The 16,674-nt window shown below is 71.0% G+C and carries 13 protein-coding genes; 9 read left to right on the top strand and 4 right to left on the bottom strand.

The window, feature by feature from the left end; translation table 11 throughout:
* Nucleotides 1-178: 178 nt before the first annotated feature.
* Nucleotides 179-724, bottom strand: a complete 546-nt coding sequence (locus MM440_RS02760) for a CGNR zinc finger domain-containing protein (protein WP_241441648.1) — start codon at nucleotides 722-724, stop codon at nucleotides 179-181.
* A gap of 184 nt (nucleotides 725-908) precedes the next feature.
* Here MM440_RS02760 and MM440_RS02765 point away from each other — a divergent pair, with 184 nt between their 5' ends.
* From MM440_RS02765 to MM440_RS02775, 3 genes are all read left to right on the top strand, one after another.
* Nucleotides 909-1,982: an EamA family transporter gene (locus tag MM440_RS02765; protein ID WP_241441649.1), complete on the top strand. Its 1,074-nt coding sequence runs from the start codon at nucleotides 909-911 to the stop codon at nucleotides 1,980-1,982.
* A 22-nt stretch (nucleotides 1,983-2,004) separates the two neighbouring features.
* A complete protein-coding gene (locus MM440_RS02770; RefSeq protein ID WP_241441650.1) occupies nucleotides 2,005-2,442 on the top strand; it encodes a PhzF family phenazine biosynthesis protein in 438 nt (145 codons plus the stop codon).
* A gap of 155 nt (nucleotides 2,443-2,597) precedes the next feature.
* Nucleotides 2,598-4,892, top strand: a complete 2,295-nt coding sequence (locus tag MM440_RS02775) for an immune inhibitor A domain-containing protein (RefSeq protein WP_241441651.1) — start codon at nucleotides 2,598-2,600, stop codon at nucleotides 4,890-4,892.
* A gap of 618 nt (nucleotides 4,893-5,510) precedes the next feature.
* On the opposite strand, the gene MM440_RS02780 is transcribed toward MM440_RS02775, so the two are convergent.
* Nucleotides 5,511-6,230, bottom strand: coding sequence for an aspartate/glutamate racemase family protein (locus MM440_RS02780; protein ID WP_241441652.1), 720 nt, complete (start codon nucleotides 6,228-6,230; stop codon nucleotides 5,511-5,513).
* A gap of 126 nt (nucleotides 6,231-6,356) precedes the next feature.
* Between MM440_RS02780 and MM440_RS02785 the strand changes: the two genes are divergently transcribed.
* Entirely contained in the window at nucleotides 6,357-7,283 is a 927-nt protein-coding gene (locus MM440_RS02785) for a LysR family transcriptional regulator (protein WP_241441653.1), read from the top strand.
* Here MM440_RS02785 and MM440_RS02790 read toward each other — a convergent pair.
* Nucleotides 7,259-9,307 carry an NAD(+) synthase gene (locus tag MM440_RS02790; RefSeq protein WP_241441654.1) on the bottom strand — a complete coding sequence of 683 codons (2,049 nt, stop codon included), beginning with the start codon at nucleotides 9,305-9,307 and terminating at the stop codon, nucleotides 7,259-7,261. The two genes, MM440_RS02785 and MM440_RS02790, sit on opposite strands and share 25 nt — an antisense overlap.
* 869 nt (nucleotides 9,308-10,176) lie before the next feature.
* Nucleotides 10,177-11,466 (bottom strand): IS256 family transposase, encoded by a 1,290-nt coding sequence (locus tag MM440_RS02795; RefSeq protein ID WP_241441655.1) that lies wholly within the window; start codon nucleotides 11,464-11,466, stop codon nucleotides 10,177-10,179.
* Between the two features lie 279 nt (nucleotides 11,467-11,745).
* Here MM440_RS02795 and MM440_RS02800 point away from each other — a divergent pair, with 279 nt between their 5' ends.
* The 5 genes from MM440_RS02800 (at nucleotide 11,746) to MM440_RS02820 (ending at nucleotide 16,616) form a co-directional block, all read left to right on the top strand.
* Nucleotides 11,746-12,555: a hypothetical protein gene (locus tag MM440_RS02800; protein ID WP_241441656.1), complete on the top strand. Its 810-nt coding sequence runs from the start codon at nucleotides 11,746-11,748 to the stop codon at nucleotides 12,553-12,555.
* A 204-nt stretch (nucleotides 12,556-12,759) separates the two neighbouring features.
* A complete protein-coding gene (locus MM440_RS02805) occupies nucleotides 12,760-13,485 on the top strand; it encodes a class F sortase (protein ID WP_241441657.1) in 726 nt (241 codons plus the stop codon).
* Nucleotides 13,486-13,564: 79 nt separating this feature from the next.
* Nucleotides 13,565-15,001 carry a glycine hydroxymethyltransferase gene (locus MM440_RS02810; protein WP_241441658.1) on the top strand — a complete coding sequence of 479 codons (1,437 nt, stop codon included), beginning with the start codon at nucleotides 13,565-13,567 and terminating at the stop codon, nucleotides 14,999-15,001.
* Between the two features lie 48 nt (nucleotides 15,002-15,049).
* Nucleotides 15,050-15,676 (top strand): PQ-loop repeat-containing protein, encoded by a 627-nt coding sequence (locus MM440_RS02815; protein WP_241441659.1) that lies wholly within the window; start codon nucleotides 15,050-15,052, stop codon nucleotides 15,674-15,676.
* A gap of 121 nt (nucleotides 15,677-15,797) precedes the next feature.
* On the top strand, nucleotides 15,798-16,616 hold the full coding sequence (locus MM440_RS02820; RefSeq protein WP_241441660.1) for a sirohydrochlorin chelatase: 819 nt from the start codon (nucleotides 15,798-15,800) through the stop codon (nucleotides 16,614-16,616).
* Nucleotides 16,617-16,674: the final 58 nt, after the last annotated feature.

Below are 16,674 nucleotides of genomic sequence, written 5' to 3' on the forward strand. Positions count from 1 at the left end.
GAGCGGAGGACGTGGGGCCCGGCCCGAAGGGCCGTGGCGGGCCTGGCGGGAGCCGAGCGGGGGACGTGGGGCCCGGCCCGAAGGGCCGTGGCGGGCCTGGCGGGAGGCGCGAGCTGGCGAGCGCCGGATGGTAGGCCCGTAGGGCCGGGCCCCCACGACCGCCGCGGACAAGGCCAGGTCAGGCGCGCTGCGAGCACCGGGACCGATAGGCGGCAGCGGCGACGCGGTTGCTGCAGGTGGTGGAGCAGAACCGGCGCGACCGGTTGCGGGACAGGTCGACGAGGACGCCGGAGCAGTCGTCGGCGGCGCAGCGCTTGAGCCGGTCGGTCTCGCCGGCGCGGACGAGGTCGACGAGGGCCATGGCGATCTCGACCTTCATGCGGGTGGCGAGCGGGGCGTCGGACGGCGTGGCGTGCAGGTGCCAGTCCCACCCGTCGTGGCGCACCAGCTGAGGCAGGGCGGCGGTGTCGACGAGCATGGCGTTGACGGTGTCGACGAGCTCTTCGGTCGACAGGTCCCACAGGTGGCCGACGGGAGAGCGCAGCGACTGCACGGCGACGAGCTCGGCGCGGTCGTGGGCGCGGGTGCCGGAGTACTCGTTGTCGCGCACGAACTCGTCCAGGTCGGCCAGGGTCGCGAGGGCGTCGTCGGCTGGGTCGCGGGTGGTGTTGACCAGCGCGGCGGCGGCCTGCAGGGCCGACTCGGTGTCATGAGTGAACGGCATTTTGACTCCTGACGGTCGGCGGGTCTACAGTGGCGAGAGTAATGAGCGTAACGCCGTTTCACTCATGATGTGTTCCCACCCGTCGTCGGGCCTCGTGCCCGGCTTTTTTCGTGCGCCGAACCCGGCCCGGAACGCCGCCCGAACGCCAGGCACGGAGCACACCTCGTCATCGTAGGAGGGTCGTATGGCTGCCACCACCGTCACCGCGCACCGCGCATCGTTGTCTCCCCGCTCCGCCCTGAGGCGAGCCTCGACCAGCCGCCCGATGGCGACCGGGCTGCTGCTCGCGCTGGTCGCGAGCGCCTGCTTCAGCACGGCGGGCACGTTCGCGACCTCGCTGATCGACGCCGGGTGGAGCCCGGCGGCGGCCGTCACGGCCCGCATCGTCGGTGCCGCGCTGCTGCTCACCATCCCGGCCGTCCGCGCGCTGCGGGGTCGGTGGCGGCCGCTGCTCGCCGCCTGGCGCACGGTCGCGGGCTACGGCCTGCTCGCCGTCGCCGGTAGCCAGCTCGCGTACTTCATGGCCGTGAGCCAGCTGAGCGTGGGGGTGGCGCTGCTCATGGAGTACACCTCGCCCGTGCTCATCGTCGGATGGCTGTGGCTGCGCCACGGACACCGCCCGCGCCCGCTGACCCTGGCCGGCACCGGGCTGGCCGTGGCCGGGCTCGCCCTCGTGCTCGACGTGCTGCACGGCGTCTCGATCGGCGCGGTGGGCCTCGGCTGGGGTCTGATCGCCGCGCTGTGCTCGGCCGCCTACTTCCTGCTGAGCGCCAAGCCCCTCGAGGGCGTGCCGGCGCTCACCCTGGTCGGTGCGGGGATGTGGGTCGCGGCGGTCGTGCTCGGTGCCGCCTGCGCGCTCGGCTTCTTCCCGTTCGTCTGGTCCAGCGCTCCGGTGCACCTGCTCGGCGCGACGGTCCCTCCGCTGGTGCCGATCGCAGCCCTGGTCGTGCTGACGGCGGTCCTGTCCTACACGATCGGGCTGCTCGCCACCCGCCTGCTCGGCTCCAAGGTCAGCTCGTTCGTCTCGCTGAGCGAGGTGATCTTCGCGATCCTGTTCGCGTGGGTCGCCCTCGGCCAGCTCCCGGCCCCCACGCAGCTGCTCGGTGGGCTGCTCATCCTGCTCGGCGCCACAGCGGTCAAGGCGGACGAGGGTCGGGTCGCCGACATCGCCGTAGACCCTGCCGCGGACCTTTCGTCCGCAGCCGAGCCGCCGCCCGCCGACGCGGCTGCCGCCCCCGCTCCGGCTTGCCGGGCGTGACCGGGAGCGGCAGCCTGAGCGGGTGACCCGCACCTATCCGTTCGCCCAGGTCGACGTCTTCGCCGCGCGTGCCCTGAGCGGCAACCCGCTCGCGGTGGTCTTCGACGCCGAAACGCTCGACGACGACGAGATGGCTCGGCGCACGTGTGGCGCACGCACACCGGGAGCACGGCGCGCGAGGTCGTCCAGGAGTGCGGCGCCGGCCTGGTCAGGGTGCGGGTGGACGCCGACGGCGCCCTGGCGTTCGGGCGACAACGTGCCCGAGGACCCGGTCACGGGCTCGCTGAACGCCGCGATCGCGCAGTGGCTCACCGCGAAAGGCCTTGTGCCCCAGCGCTACTCGGCACAGCAGGACAGGATGCTCGGGCGCTGCGGAAAGATCCGGGTCGAGGTCGACGAGGGCACCGTCTGGATCGGCGGCCCCGTGCACGACCGGGTGCGGGGCACGGTCACCCTCTGAGCGGAGGTGTCCGTAAATCTGTCGGCTCAGGACCTTCCCGGCGCGACTCAGCGCGTCTACAGTGACCTCACCCATCTACGGTGTGCGCTGAAGCTCACGGTGCGCATCGAGGCTGCGGGACCACGCTCACTGGTCCCCTTCCCCTGAGGAGCACCATGATCCGACGTATCGTCGGGCTGGCCTCCGGTGCCGCCATCGTGGCGTCACTGACGGCCATTCCAGTTTCGCTCTCCGCCTCGGCAGCCCCCTCGGTCGACACCCCCGACCCCGCGGTGCAGCAGTCGGCCAAGGTCGACGACAAGTCCCACCCGCTCGGCGACAAGCAGCGCGCCCTGCGTCAGCGCGCTGTAGACCAGCTGGTCGCCGGGACCGCCGACGTCACCTCCACGGCCGGTGGCGGCAAGACCGTCCGGGTCGGCAAGGGCCAGTACGTCCAGCTGGGCGTCAACCGCGAGGAGTCGATCTTCACGATCCTCGCCGAGTTCGGCACCCAGACCAAGCCGGCCCAGGGAGGGACGCCGGGGCCGCTGCACAACCAGATCCCGGAGCCGGTGCGCTCGCCCATCACCTCCCCCGACTATGACAACTCGACCATCTGGCAGGCCGACTACAACCGCGCCCACTACACGGACCTGATGTTCGGGGCGACCAACTCGTTCAAGGACTTCTACCTCAAGCAGTCCAACGGCCGCTTCCTCGCCAAGGGCGACGTCTCCGACTGGGTCAAGCTGCCCTACAACGAGGCTCGCTACGGCCACAACCCGGTCGCGGGCGACGGCACGAGCGAGGGCGAGGGCTACTGGTCCTTCGTCGGCGACACCGCCACGGCCTGGTACAACGCTCAGAAGGCCGCCGGCAAGAGCGACGCCGACATCAAGGCCTACCTCGCGCAGTTCGACACTGTGGACCGCTACGACTACGACCAGGACGGCAACTTCAACGAGCCGGACGGCTACATCGACCACTTCCAGGCGATCCACGCCGGTGAGGGCGAGGAGGCCGGCGGCGGCGCCGAGGGCGAGGACGCCATCTGGTCGCACCGCTGGTACGCCTACCCCAACGGTGCCGGAAGCCAGGGCCCCGCGTTCAACAAGCAAGGTGGCGTCCAGCTCGGCAACAGCGGCATCTGGATCGGTGACTACACCACCGAGCCGGAGAACGGCGGGCTCGGCGTCTTCACCCACGAGTTCGGTCACGACCTCGGCCTGCCGGACCTCTACGACACCGCCGGCGGCGACAACGGCACCGGCTTCTGGACGCTCATGAGCGCCGGGTCGTGGCTCAACAACGGCACCGTCGACATCGGCTCCGAGCCCGGCTACATGGGCCCGTGGGAGAAGCTCCAGCTCGGCTGGCTCGACTACCAGACCGTCCAGCACGGCGCCGCCACGCAGGTCAAGCTCGGCCCGGCCGACCTGACCGGCAAGATGCCGCAGGCGATCCTGGTCAACCTGCCGCCCGTCCAGAAGGTCACCAACCTGCCGGCGCCGCACTCCGGCGCCAACCAGTGGTGGAGCGGCTCGGCGGACGACATGAACAACTCGCTGAACCGTGAGATCGACCTCACGGGTGCGACGTCCGGCTCGGTGTCGGCCTGGTTGAACTACGAGATCGAGAACGGCTACGACTTCCTCAAGGCCGAGGTCTCCGCCGACAACGGCGCCTCCTGGCAGGCGCTCAACCCGGTGATCACCGGCTCGTCCAAGGGCGCGTGGGTCCAGAAGTCGTGGGACCTCGGCGCGTACGCGGGCAAGAAGGTCCAGTTCCGCTTCCACGCGACCTCGGACGGTGGCGTGCACCTGCGCGGCGCCCTGATCGACGACATCGCGACGACCGTCGGCACCACCACGACGGTCGACGACGTCGAGTCCGCGACCTCCGCCTGGACGGCGCACGGTTTCCTGCGCGTCGGTGCGTCCTACTCCGAGGCCAAGCCCAACTACTACCTCGCCGAGAACCGCACCTACAACGGCTACGACCAGTTCCTCAAGACCGGCCCCTACAACTTCGGCTGGGCCACCACGCAGCCGAAGCGGGTCGAGCGGTTCCCCTACCAGAACGGTCTGCTGGTCTGGTACGTCAACGGGCTCTACAGCGACAACAACACCACCGCCCACCCCGGTGGCGGCCTGACGCTGCCCGTCGATGCCCGCCCGGCGCCGATCGTCTTCCCCGACGGTCGACTGCTGGGCAACCGCCGTCAGCCCTTCGACGCGACGTTCGGTCAGGAGGCCACCGACCCGGTGACCTTCCACCGCAACGGCGCTGCGGTCAACGTCCCGTCGCAGCGGGCCATCCCGGTCTTCGACGACTCCGACGTCAACCGCTACTGGTCCGCCGCCAACCCGCTGTCGTCCACCAAGGTGGCCGGCTCCGGCACCCGCCTCGAGGTCGTCTCGACCTCCAAGCAGGGCGACTCCATGCAGGTGCGCGTCTCCTTCACGAAGTAGCACGCGTCCGTAGATCGCATCCCGCAGATCGCAGCACGCGCTCGTTGCCCCGGTCCCCCTCGCGGGGGCCGGGGCAACGGCGTTGTGGGGGCCGGTCGGGCGGTCGTCGGGGCTGCGGGCGTGGGGGCGCTGGGCCTCAGGCAGCGAGACCGCAGATGTCGGACACAGCATCGGCGTGTCGTGTCCGACATCTGCAGTGTCAACGGGGACGCGAGCGTGCCGAGGGGTTCCAGGTCGCTGAGCGGGGCCGAGGAGGCGGGTGGGGGCCCGCCCGTAGGGCCGTGGCGGGCCTGGCGGGAGGCACGAGCGTGCGAGTGCCGGATGGTAGGCCCGAAGGGCCGGGCCCAGGTCGACGAGCGGGGGGTGTGGGGCCCCGCCCGTAGGGCCGTGGCGGGCCTGGCGGGAGGCGCGAGCGTGCGAGTGCCGGATGGTAGGCCCGAAGGGCCGGGCCCAGGTCGACGAGCGGGGGGTGTGGGGCCCCGCCCGTAGGGCCGTGGCGGGCCTGGCGGGAGGCGCGAGCGTGCGAGTGCCGGATGGTAGGCCCGAAGGGCGGGGCTCCACGCACCCCGCGCCCCAGCACCCCACGCCAAAGCACCCCGCGCCCCGGCACCCCGCGACTTAGGCTTGGGCGCTCGCAGGCAGTAGAACGTCCTCGAGCAGGTAGGCCGCGGCGGCCTCGGCGTGGGTGCGCATCGAGTCGATCAGCGGCACGGGGCTGTCCTGGGGGCGCACCAGCAGCTCGATCTCGGTGCAGGCCAGCACGATCGCCTCGGCGCCTTGGGCGACCAGCCCCTCGATTACCTGCCGGTAGACCGTGCGGGACTCCTCGCGCACGATCCCTTGGGTCAGCTCGCCGAAGATGATCTGGTCCACCACCGCGTGGGTGGAGGGATGGGGCGCGATGGCTCGGATCCCCTGGCGCGCAAGGCGATCGGCGTAGAAGCTCTCGCCCATCACCCAGCTCGTCCCGAGGATGCCGACGGTCGAGATGCCCCGCCGCTGAGCCTCGGCGCCGACGGCGTCGGCGATGTGCAGCAACGGCACGTCGACCGCCGCCTCGACGGCGGGAGCGACCTTGTGCATGAGGTTGGTGCCGATCAGGAGCAGGTCGACACCGGCCGCCACCAGACGACGACCGCTCTGCGCCAGGCGCTCGCCGGCCCCCACCCAGTCCTCGGCGATCTGGAACTCGCGGATCTCGTCGAAGTCCATGGAGTCCAGCACGACTCGCGCGCTGTGCAGTCCGCCGAGCGTGGCGGCCACCCGCTCGTTGATGACGCGGTAGTACTCGATGCTGGAGTGCCAGCTCATGCCGCCGATCAGGCCGATGGTCCTCATGCCTCGATCCTGGCGGGTCCGTCGGCCGGCCGGAAGCCCCGACTTGCTTGCACAGGCCATAAGCCAGGCTTTGACCCTGAGGTTCATCTACCTTCTAATCCTTGAGGTCGTGTCACACTGACGACCATGGACCCTCGGCGGCTGCTCATCTTCCGCACGGTCGCCCGAGCCGGGTCGATCAGTGCCGGCGCGCGCGAGCTGGGCTGGACCCAGCCGGCGGTCAGCCAGCACCTGCAGGCCCTCGAGCGCGAGGTCGGGTCGGCGCTGCTGGTCCGCGGCTCGGGTGGGGTGACCCTGACCGAGCCCGGTCGCGCCCTGCTCGCCCATGCCGACGCGGTGGCGTCCCGGCTGCAGGTGGCGGCCGCCGAGCTCGCCGACCTCGCCCAGCTGCGCGCGGGCACGGTGCGACTCGCGGCGTTCCCCTCCGGTGCCGCCGTGCGGGTGCCGCCGGCGCTGGAACGCCTGCGGCGGATCTACCCGGGGGTGGTGGTGCACCTCACCGAGGCCGAGCCGCCCGAGGCTCTGGACGCGGTCCGTGCCGGGGACGTCGACGTGGCGCTGGTGTTCGGCTACGACGACGACGTCGCCGCGGACACCGATCTCGTGCTCGTCCCCGCCGGAGGCGACCGGTCGATGCTGGTGCTGCCGCGCGAGCACCAGCTGGCGACCAGGCGGCGGCCGAGCCTACGCGCGCTGCGTTCGGCGGAGTGGATCGCGGGCTGCGAGCGCTGCCGAGCGCATCTGCTGCGCTCTTGTGCCGCAGCGGGATTCGAGCCGGACGTCCGGCACGAGAGCGACGACTACGTGGTCGTGCAGAACCTCGTGGCGCACGGGCTCGGGGTGTCGCTGCTGCCGCGCACGGCGCTCGACGCCTTCCAGCACCCCGAGGTGCACGTGACGGCCGTCGAGGGCGTGAGCCCGCGCCAGCTCTACCTCGCGCACCGACCGGGGGCCGACGCCGTGCCGGCCGTCGCGGCGGTGCTCAGCCAGCTCGTCGCGTTCGGCACCCCCTCCGCGGCCAGACGCGCTCACTCCTCGGGCACTCCCGCGTAGAGCTCGTCGAGCCAGACTCGCGCGTTGCCGTCGGAGGGGGCACGCCAGTCGCCGCGCGGCGACAGCGACCCGCCGGCCGACACCTTGGGGCCGTTGGGCATCGCGGACCGCTTGAACTGGCTGAACGCGAAGAAGCGCTTGATGAAGACCTCGAGCCAGTGACGAATCTCCTTGAGGTCGTAGGAGGGTCGCTCGTCCTTGGGGATACCCGCGGGCCACTCGCCGACCGAGGCGTCGCGCCAGGCGTGCTCCGCGAGGAACGCGACCTTGGACGGGCGGAAACCGAACCGCAGCACGTGGAAGAGGGTGAAGTCCTGCAGCGCGTAGGGGCCGATGGACGCCTCGGTCGACTGCGGCTTCTCGCCCTCCTTGGTCGGCACGAGCTCGGGCGTGATCTCGGTGTCGAGGATGCTCTGCAGGATCGCGCCGACCTGGTCGTCGAACTGGCCACTCGAGATGACCCAACGAATCAGGTGCTGCATCAACGTCTTTGGCACGCCGGAGTTGACGTTGTAGTGCGACATCTGGTCGCCGACGCCGTAGGTGCACCAGCCCAGCGCCAGCTCGGACAGGTCGCCGGTGCCGAGGACGATGCCGCCGAGATGGTTGGCGAGCCGGAAGAGGTAGTCGGTGCGCAGACCGGCCTGGACGTTCTCGAAGGTCACGTCGTAGACCGGCTCGCCGCGCCCGGCGGGGTGGTCCAGGTCCTTGAGCATCTGCGTCGACGCCGGCGTGATGTCGATGGTGTCGAACGAGACGCCGAGCGCTTCGGCCAGCCGGGTCGCGTTGTTCCTCGTGTGATCCGACGTGGCAAACCCCGGCAGCGTGTAGGCGAGGATGTCGCTGCGCGGCCTCCCCAGCCGGTCCATCGCCCGCGCCGCGACGACCAGCGCGTGGGTGGAGTCGAGGCCGCCCGACACCCCGATGACGATCTTCGGCTGACCGATGGCCCGCAGCCGCTGCTCCAGCCCGGCGACCTGGATGGCGTAGGCCTCGTAGCAGTCCTGCGCCAGCCGCGACTCGTCGTTGGGCACGAACGGGTAGCGGTCGATCTCACGCCTCAACCCGAGGTCGCGGTCGCGCGGCGGATCGAGCGTGAGGTCTACGGTGCGGTAGCGGTCGAGCCGGTCCCGGTGGGTGCGCCGATTGTCGTCGAAGCTCCCCTGGCGCATGCGCTCCTGGCGCAGCAGGTCCAGGTCGATGTCGGCGACCGACCGGCGCGGACCGGCGGGGAAGCGCTCGGTCTCGGCGAGCAGCGCGCCGTTCTCGTAGATCATCGTCTGCCCATCCCAGGACAGGTCCGTCGTCGACTCGCCCTCCCCCGCGGCCGCGTAGACGTAGGCGGCGGTGCACCGCAGCGAGGCGGCGCGGCACAACGCGTGCCGCGAGTCGGCCCGCGTGACCGTGATCGGGCTCCCGGAGATGTTGAGCAGCAGCGCCGCCCCCGCGAGCGCCGCCTCGGCGGACGGCGGCACCGGGACCCACATGTCCTCGCAGATCTCGACGTGGAAGGTCAGCCCAGGCACGTCGGTCGCGCTGAAGATCAGGTCGGGCCCGAACGGCACGCTCCGTCCCGCAACCGTGATCGACTCGCCCTGCTGGTCGTCGCCGGGCGCGAAGTGCCGCTTCTCGTAGAACTCGCGGTAGTTGGGCAGGTTGGACTTCGGTGCGACGCCGAGGATCTCGCCGCGGTGCACCACCACCGCGCAGTTGAACAGGCGCGCGCCGTGGCGCAGCGGGGCGCCCACCACCAGGACCGGGAGCAGCTCGCGACTGGCCTCGGCCAGGGAGCCGAGCGCACGGTCTACGGCATCGAGGAGGGGGTCCTGCAAGAACAGGTCCTCCAGCGCGTAGCCCGACACGCTCAGCTCCGGGAACACCGCGACCGCGACACCTTCGTCGTGGCACACCTGCGCCTGCTCGAGGATCGTCGCGACGTTGGCGACGGGGTCGGCGATACGCACCGGGACCGTGCACGCCGCCACGCGCGCAAAGCCGTGCTCGTAGACCGAGTGGAAGCTCATGGCGCAAGCATCGCACCTTCGTCCGCGCCACCAGTGGTAGCGCGGGGCCGGCGCCCAGGCGGGGATGGCGGACAGAACGGGCAGACGGGAAACCGGCCAGCGACACGGCACCGAGAGCCAGGGCCAGCCGTCGACCCAACACAGTGGCAGTCTGCTGGTCACATCTGACGTGCAGACCGCCACTGTCTTGCCCAGGACGTGGAGACACCGCCGCTGCGCACCCCCGACACCTCGACACCGACGTCGACACGGCAGTTGACCACCGACACGGCACCTGCGCACGCCCGACCGGCCGACACGGCAGCTAGCCACCGAAACGGCTGTTGCAGCGGACATCTCAGTGCCGAAGTGCCATCTCGACGGGGCGGGCGTCACCAACCGCCATCTCGAGCCGCCAGCAGAAACCCGGACAGGTGCCGCCCCAACACAGTGGCAGTCTGCTCGTCACATCTGACGTGCAGACCGCCACTGTCTTGCCCAGGCGGAGGAGACCCTGCCGGGCTCGGGACGGAACGGGCGGACGGGACAAACGGCCGTCCGAGGGACAAGCCGCCAGCGCGCCGATCACCTTCTGTGATGATCGCAAATCATTGCGTGACGACATTGCCTGAATGCCGCACCCTCTTCCGGAAAGAGTCGGACAAAGGTGCAGATCAAAGCGTTCGTCAACGCTGAGTAATGACTCCTGACGAACCGTGAAAGGGCCCGTCTCATCGGTCGTTCCCGACGCCTTTTCCCTGCCACCGACCCGGCCAAGAAGCCATGCTCGAAGAGCCGACGGACTTCCGCTCACCAACGGAGGCGAGCAGGGTGCGACGGCGACGGACTGCTCGGTCCGGAGGAATAGTCAAGACCTGTGGATTGGCGTGTCACGCGGCGTGAGCCTCACCTTCTGATTCGTCGGGGCGTTCGACGAGCTTGCCGTTCTTGAACTGGGCGCCGGCACGGACCAGTGCGACGAGGTGGGGCGCGTTCACGGCGCGCCACCGGTGCTGGGCGGACTCGATGAGTTTGAACGCCATCGCGATGCCGGCAGCGCGGGAGCCGGGGCCTTTGGTGACCCGCTGCCGGAGCCGAACGGTGGCGAACGTCGACTCGATCGGGTTCGTGGTGCGCAGGTGGATCCAGTGCTCAGCGGGGTAGTCGTAGAACGCCAAGAGCACGTCGAGGTCGTCGACGATCTTGGCGACGGCCTTGGGCCACTTGGCGCCGTAGTCGGCCGTAAAAGCCTTCGCCGCAGCGATCGCGTGGGGCTTGTCCTCGGCGTTGTAGATCTCCGCCAGCGCAGCCTTCGCGCCGGGATGGGCCGACTTGGGCAGCGCGGCGAGGACGTTGCCGACCTTGTGCCACCAGCAGCGCTGCTCCTTGGTGTCCGGGAACACCTCGCGCAGCGCCTTCCAGAACCCGAGGGCGCCGTCGCCGACTGCCAGCGCTGGGGCGCGCATCCCGCGGCGTTTGCAGTCGCGCAGCAGGTCGGCCCACGACTCGCTGGACTCGCGGAACCCGTCGGAGATCGCGACGAGCTCCTTGGTGCCGTCGACGCGGACCCCGATCATCACCAGCAGGCACACCTTGTCCTGCTCCAGACGGACCTTGAGGTGGATCCCGTCGACCCACAGATACACGTAGTCGGACTCGGTCAGCGACCGCTTGCCGAACGCCGACGCGTCGTCCTGCCACTGGGTCGTGAGCCGCGTGACCGTCGCCGCGGACAAGCCAGCCGTCGAGCCGAGGAACTGCTCCAACGCCGGCACGAAGTCCCCGCTGGACAGGCCGTGCAAGTACAGCAACGGCAGGACCTCGGCCACCCCCGGGGACTTCCGCGCCCAGGCCGGCAGGATCGCCGAGGAGAACCGCTTCCGCTCGCCGGTGCTCTCGTCGATGCGCTTGTCGTTGACCCGCGGCTGACGCACCGGCACCGCCCCGGCGGCCGTGGCGACCTGGCGCGGGTCGTGGAACCCGTTGCGGACCACCAACCGGTGACCGTCCTCGTCGACCTCGTGTCGGTGCGCCTCAACGTACGCAGCGACCTCGGCCAGCAGCGCCGCGGCCAACATCTGCCGTGCACCATCCCGGGCGAGCTCGTCGAGCAGCGACCCACCCACCGCAGACGGGGTGTGGACGTTGGGCTCAGACTCCTCGTGGACTACCTTGAACATGGACGCGCCTTCCCGAACCGACGCGCCAACGCCGGTCCTGATCAGTGAACTCTGAATTCGATCATCCTCGGGAAGGGGCGTTCCTTCACGTCACCCGGCCGAGAGCCATCCACAGGTTCTGATCATTGCTCCTCGGTCCGCCTCGAATCACCCTGACAGCCAGGGGGATTCAGCTTCTTGCCAGGTTTTGGGGGGAGGGCCGCAAGGTCCGGCCAGGCCTGTGAGAGGCATTCCAGAGGGTGCGAAACGCTCTGGGCTTCTAAGGGGAAAGAAGGAATCATGACTCGCTCGCGCATGACCGTTCGCATCGCTGCTTCTGCCGCGCTGGCCTGCGGCCCGCTCCTGGGTATCGCCGGCACCGCTCTCGCCTGTGAGCAGCCGGCCGGCGACCACGCCAGCACTGCTTCGCCCGCCACCAACCCGGGCTCCCGAGGCGACCACGTCGCTCCGAAGGGTGACGCCAAGGACACGGATGCCAAGGACACCAAGGACCACGGCTCGAAGGGCGACCACGGCAAGGGCGACCACGGCAAGGGCGACCACGGCAAGGGCGACCAAGGCAAGGGCGACCAAGGCAAGGGCCACGACGGCAAGGGCCACGACGGCAAGGGCCACGACGGCAAGGGTCACCACGGCAAGGGTCACCACGGCAAGGGTCACCACGGCAAGGGTCACCACGGCAAGGGCGACTGCACCGAGCCGACCCCCGCGCCGCAGCCCGAGACCCCGGTGACCCCGCAGGCGCCGGAGCCGACCGAGAAGCCCACCACCCCGGTCGTCACCACGCCCGTCGTCACCACGCCGGTCGTCGACAAGCCCGTGGTGAGCAAGCCGGTCGTGCACAAGCCGGTCGTGCACCAGCCCGTCGTCGTCACGCCGCAGGGCACGTCCGTGACGGTGACCGTCAGCACGAGCACGAGCAGCACGACCGCCGCCCCGGCCGCCTCCGCCACGACCACCGCGATGCCGGTGTTCGACGCGGGCGTGTCCGGCGAGTCGTCCGACCAGCTGGGCTCCGCCCTCGCGCTCGCCGGCCTGGTCGGCGCGATCGCGCTGGTGCCGGTCGCCCGTCGCCGCACGGACTCCTGACCACCAGGACGGCCGGACGCGACGCGCCTGACCGAGCTCTGGCGGGGTCCATCCCTCGCGCGGACCCCGCCAGAGCTCACCGCAGCACCTCGCACCACAGCAGCACCTCAACCCCGCAGCACCCGCACCGCAGCACCACCACCACAGCACCACCACAGCACCACCCGACAAGAAGACCCACCGAGAACCGCAGCAGGAGAACCCGTGAAGACGTTCAAGGCACTGGCCGGCGCCGCGCTGGCCGCGACCCTGCTCGGCGGCTGCGGTCTCGACCTGGCGGGCGCCCAGCCCAGCCACCGCGACCCGAGCGCGGCGACCGCCGCCGCTACGGGCACCGAGGCCTCGACCGCGAGCGCCAGCACCTCCAGCAGCACCTCGGCCACCTCCCCGACCACGGCCCCCGCGGGCACGCCGGCCACCACGGCACCCACGACCAAGGCCACCACCAAGACGCCGGCCACCAAGGCGGCGACCAACACGCCCGCCACCACCGCCACGACCCCCGTGCGCGACGACGGCTCGCGCACGATCAGCATCCCGGTGCTGCACGTGTCGGCTCCGGTCACCACCTGCGCGGCGCAGAACGGCACGGTCACGCCGCCGTCCGACATCATGACGACCTGCCGGTGGACCGGCAGCAACGACTTCGCCGCCCAGCAGGGGTCGACCGTGGTGCTCGGCCACGCGACCTACAGCGACAGCTCGGCCGGCGCCCTGGAGTACGTCCGTGAGCTGCACCGCGGCGATCGCGTCAGCGTCGCCGGCCAGACCTGGCAGGTCGACCTGGTGAGCCCCGGCGTCAACAAGCACTCGCTGCCCGGCTGGGTGAGCGCCACGACCGGCCCGCGCTACCTCGTGCTGCTGACCTGCGACACCTCCGAGCACAGCCAGAACGACCTGGTCCGGCTGGTGCCGGTGCCCGCGGCCTGACGGGACCCGAACCGGGCGGGCGCCCGGCACGGCGAGATGAGTAGACTCGGCGACGCCGTCGTCGACCGAGGAGCCAGCCGTGAGCACGTCGCCCGAGTCCCTTGCCTTCCAGAACGCGCTACAGGCCGTGGAGGCCGTCGAGCCGCGCATCGCCGGAGCCATCCGCGACGAGCTGCACGACCAGCGCGAGTCGCTCAAGCTGATCGCCTCCGAGAACTACGCGTCCCCCGCGACGCTGCTCGCGATGGGCAACTGGCTGTCGGACAAGTACGCCGAGGGCGTGAGCGGCCACCGGTTCTACGCCGGGTGCAAGAACATCGACACCGTAGAAGACGTGGCCGCCGAGCACGCGAAGGCCCTGTTCGGCGCGCAGCACGCCTACGTCCAGCCGCACTCGGGCATCGACGCCAACCTCGTGGCCTACTGGTCCATCCTCGCCGCCAAGGTGCAGTCCCCCGCGCTCGAGAAGCTCGGCGCCAAGAGCATCAAGGACCTGAGCGAGGCCGACTGGGAGCAGCTGCGCAGCGAGCTCGGCAACCAGCGCCTGCTCGGCATGAGCCTGGACGCGGGCGGTCACCTCACCCACGGCTTCCGCCCCAACATCTCGGGCAAGATGTTCTACCAGCACAACTACGGGACGGACCCCACGACCCAGCTGCTCGACTACGACGCGGTCGCGGCCCAGGCGCGCGAGTTCAAGCCGCTGATCATCGTCGCCGGCTACTCGGCCTACCCGCGGCGGATCAACTTCGCCAAGATGCGCGAGATCGCCGACGAGGTGGGCGCGACCCTGATGGTCGACATGGCGCACTTCGCCGGGCTGGTGGCGGGCAAGGTGTTCACCGGTGACGAGGACCCGGTCGCCAACGCCCAGATCGTCACCACCACCACGCACAAGTCGTTGCGCGGCCCGCGCGGCGGCATGGTGCTGTGCGACGAGACCTTCAAGGACTACGTCGACCAGGGCTGCCCGATGGTCCTCGGCGGCCCGCTCGGCCACATGATGGCGGCCAAGGCGGTGTGCTTCGCCGAGGCGCGGCAGCCCGCGTTCCAGGAGTACGCCCAGCAGGTGTGCGACAATGCCCAGGCGCTCGCCGACGGGCTGCTCAAGCGCGGTGCCAAGCTCGTCACCGGCGGCACCGACAACCACATCGTGCTGATGGACGTCACGTCCTACGGCATCACCGGCGCGCAGGCCGAGGGGGCGCTGCTCGAGTCCGGCGTCGTCACCAACAAAAACTCCGTGCCCAACGACCCCAACGGCGCCTGGTGGACCTCCGGCGTGCGGCTCGGCACTCCGGCCCTCACCTCGCGCGGCCTCGGCACCGCCGAGATGGACCAGGTCGCCGAGCTCATCGACACCGTCCTCAAGCACACCAAGGCGGGTGTCACCAAGACCGGTGCCCAGGCCAAGGGCAAGTTCGAGCTGGCGTCCGGTGTGGCCGACGACGTCTCCGCCAAGGCGTCCGGGCTGGTCAGGGGCTTCCCGCTCTACCCGACGGTCGAGGGCGTCTGACCCGGCGACCAGCCCATGCGGTGGCGTCCAGGTGGCTAGCCTGGGCGCATGTTCTCGACGACGGAGCTGATCGGCTATCTCGCGTCGGCCCTGATCGTCGTGTCCCTCGCGATGCGCTCGGTCGTGCGGCTGCGCACCATCTCGCTCGTCGGGTCGGTGACGTTCGTGGTCTACGGACTGCTCATCGGGAGCTGGCCGGTGGTGGTGTCCAACGCGATCATCGCCGGCATCAACGTCTGGTATCTCCGCCAGGAGCTGCGCCGCGGCGGCCGCGACCTCGGCGCCGTCCCGATCGCCGCCGATGCGCCCTTCCTGCTGGACTTCCTGCACTCCCACGAGCGCGACATCACCCGGTCCCAGCCCGGCTTCACGCGGGTAGACCCTGAGGACGTCGCGCTGCTGCTCACCCGCGACGGGTTGCCCGCCGGGGCCCTGGTCGGGCGCCGCACCGACCCCGACGGGTCGGTCCTCGACCTGCGCCTGGACTACGTCATGGCGGCCTACCGTGACTCGCGGATCGGCCGATGGATCTACGGGGCCGGCGCGGCAGCGCTGAAGGACCTGGGCGTGCGCGAGGTCGTCGCCCACCCCGCGACCGCGGGCCACCGGAGCTATCTGCTGGGCGTGGGCTTCGAGCCCGCCGACGAGGATCGGCTGGTGCGGCGGCTGCCGTAGTCGCGCCGAGCCGACGGCGGTGAGGACCTCGTTTCCTGGCCGAAACACGACGTGAGCCCCGCCGAAACCCGACCGAACTAGCGTGGGCGGACACCAGCGGCGCGACCACAGGGAGGCCGTCATGAGTCTGCCGACAACCGTCCGAGCCCGGGGCGGCGGGGTGCCTGCACGGGTCACCGGGGCGCCCACCCGGGCGCCGGATCTCGTCCTCGTGCAGACGACGCCACCGTCCCGGCATCGAACGGCGATGCTCGACTGCCTGGTCCGCGCGATCTCCGGGCGACGCCCGGGCATCGAGGTGCACGTGGCCCAGCCCGCAGGGATGTGGCCCTCGCTCGAGGAGATCGTGGTCGACCTCGACCGCCGCGGCCGCCAGGGCGTGCTCGTGCCGCTGCTGCTCGCACGCCTGCCGCAGCTGCCGCCCGAGCTCCTCACGCCCGTCCCGGCCCGCGGCGTCGTGAGCGGCGGGGTGCTCGGGCCGGACCCGATGCTCGCGAGCATCCTGCTCGACCGGGTCTACTCCTGCGGGGCGCAGCTCGGCGACACGATCATCATCGCGGGTCCGCACGAGCACCCGGGTGCGGCCGACGACCTGCAGCTGGTCGCCGAGCACGTCCGCCGCAGCTGGCCCGGCCGGGTGCTCGTCGCCGAGCGGCCCGATGCCGCCACGGTCACGGCCACGCTCGAAGCCGCCCGCACCCCCACGCACCGGGCGGTCGTGCTCGCGCCGTACGTCCTCACCGAGGACACCTTCACCGAGTCGCTCCGCGACGTCCCCGTAGACCGGGTGGCCAGGCCGCTGACCTGCACCGCCACGCTCGTGTCCCTGGTGGAGTCGCGCTACGAGACCGGCCGGGTGCGCCTGGAGCGCGACGCCGAGCTCGCCACGGGGCGACGCGAGGTGCCGTGGCCGGCGGGGGTGCACCGCGTCACGGCGTGACCCGCGGCGGCGCACCGCGTCACCGCGTGACCCGTGCTGGACGGATCCGCCCCCGCCG

Source organism: Arsenicicoccus piscis (assembly GCF_022568835.1).
Lineage (GTDB): Bacteria > Actinomycetota > Actinomycetes > Actinomycetales > Dermatophilaceae > Arsenicicoccus > Arsenicicoccus piscis.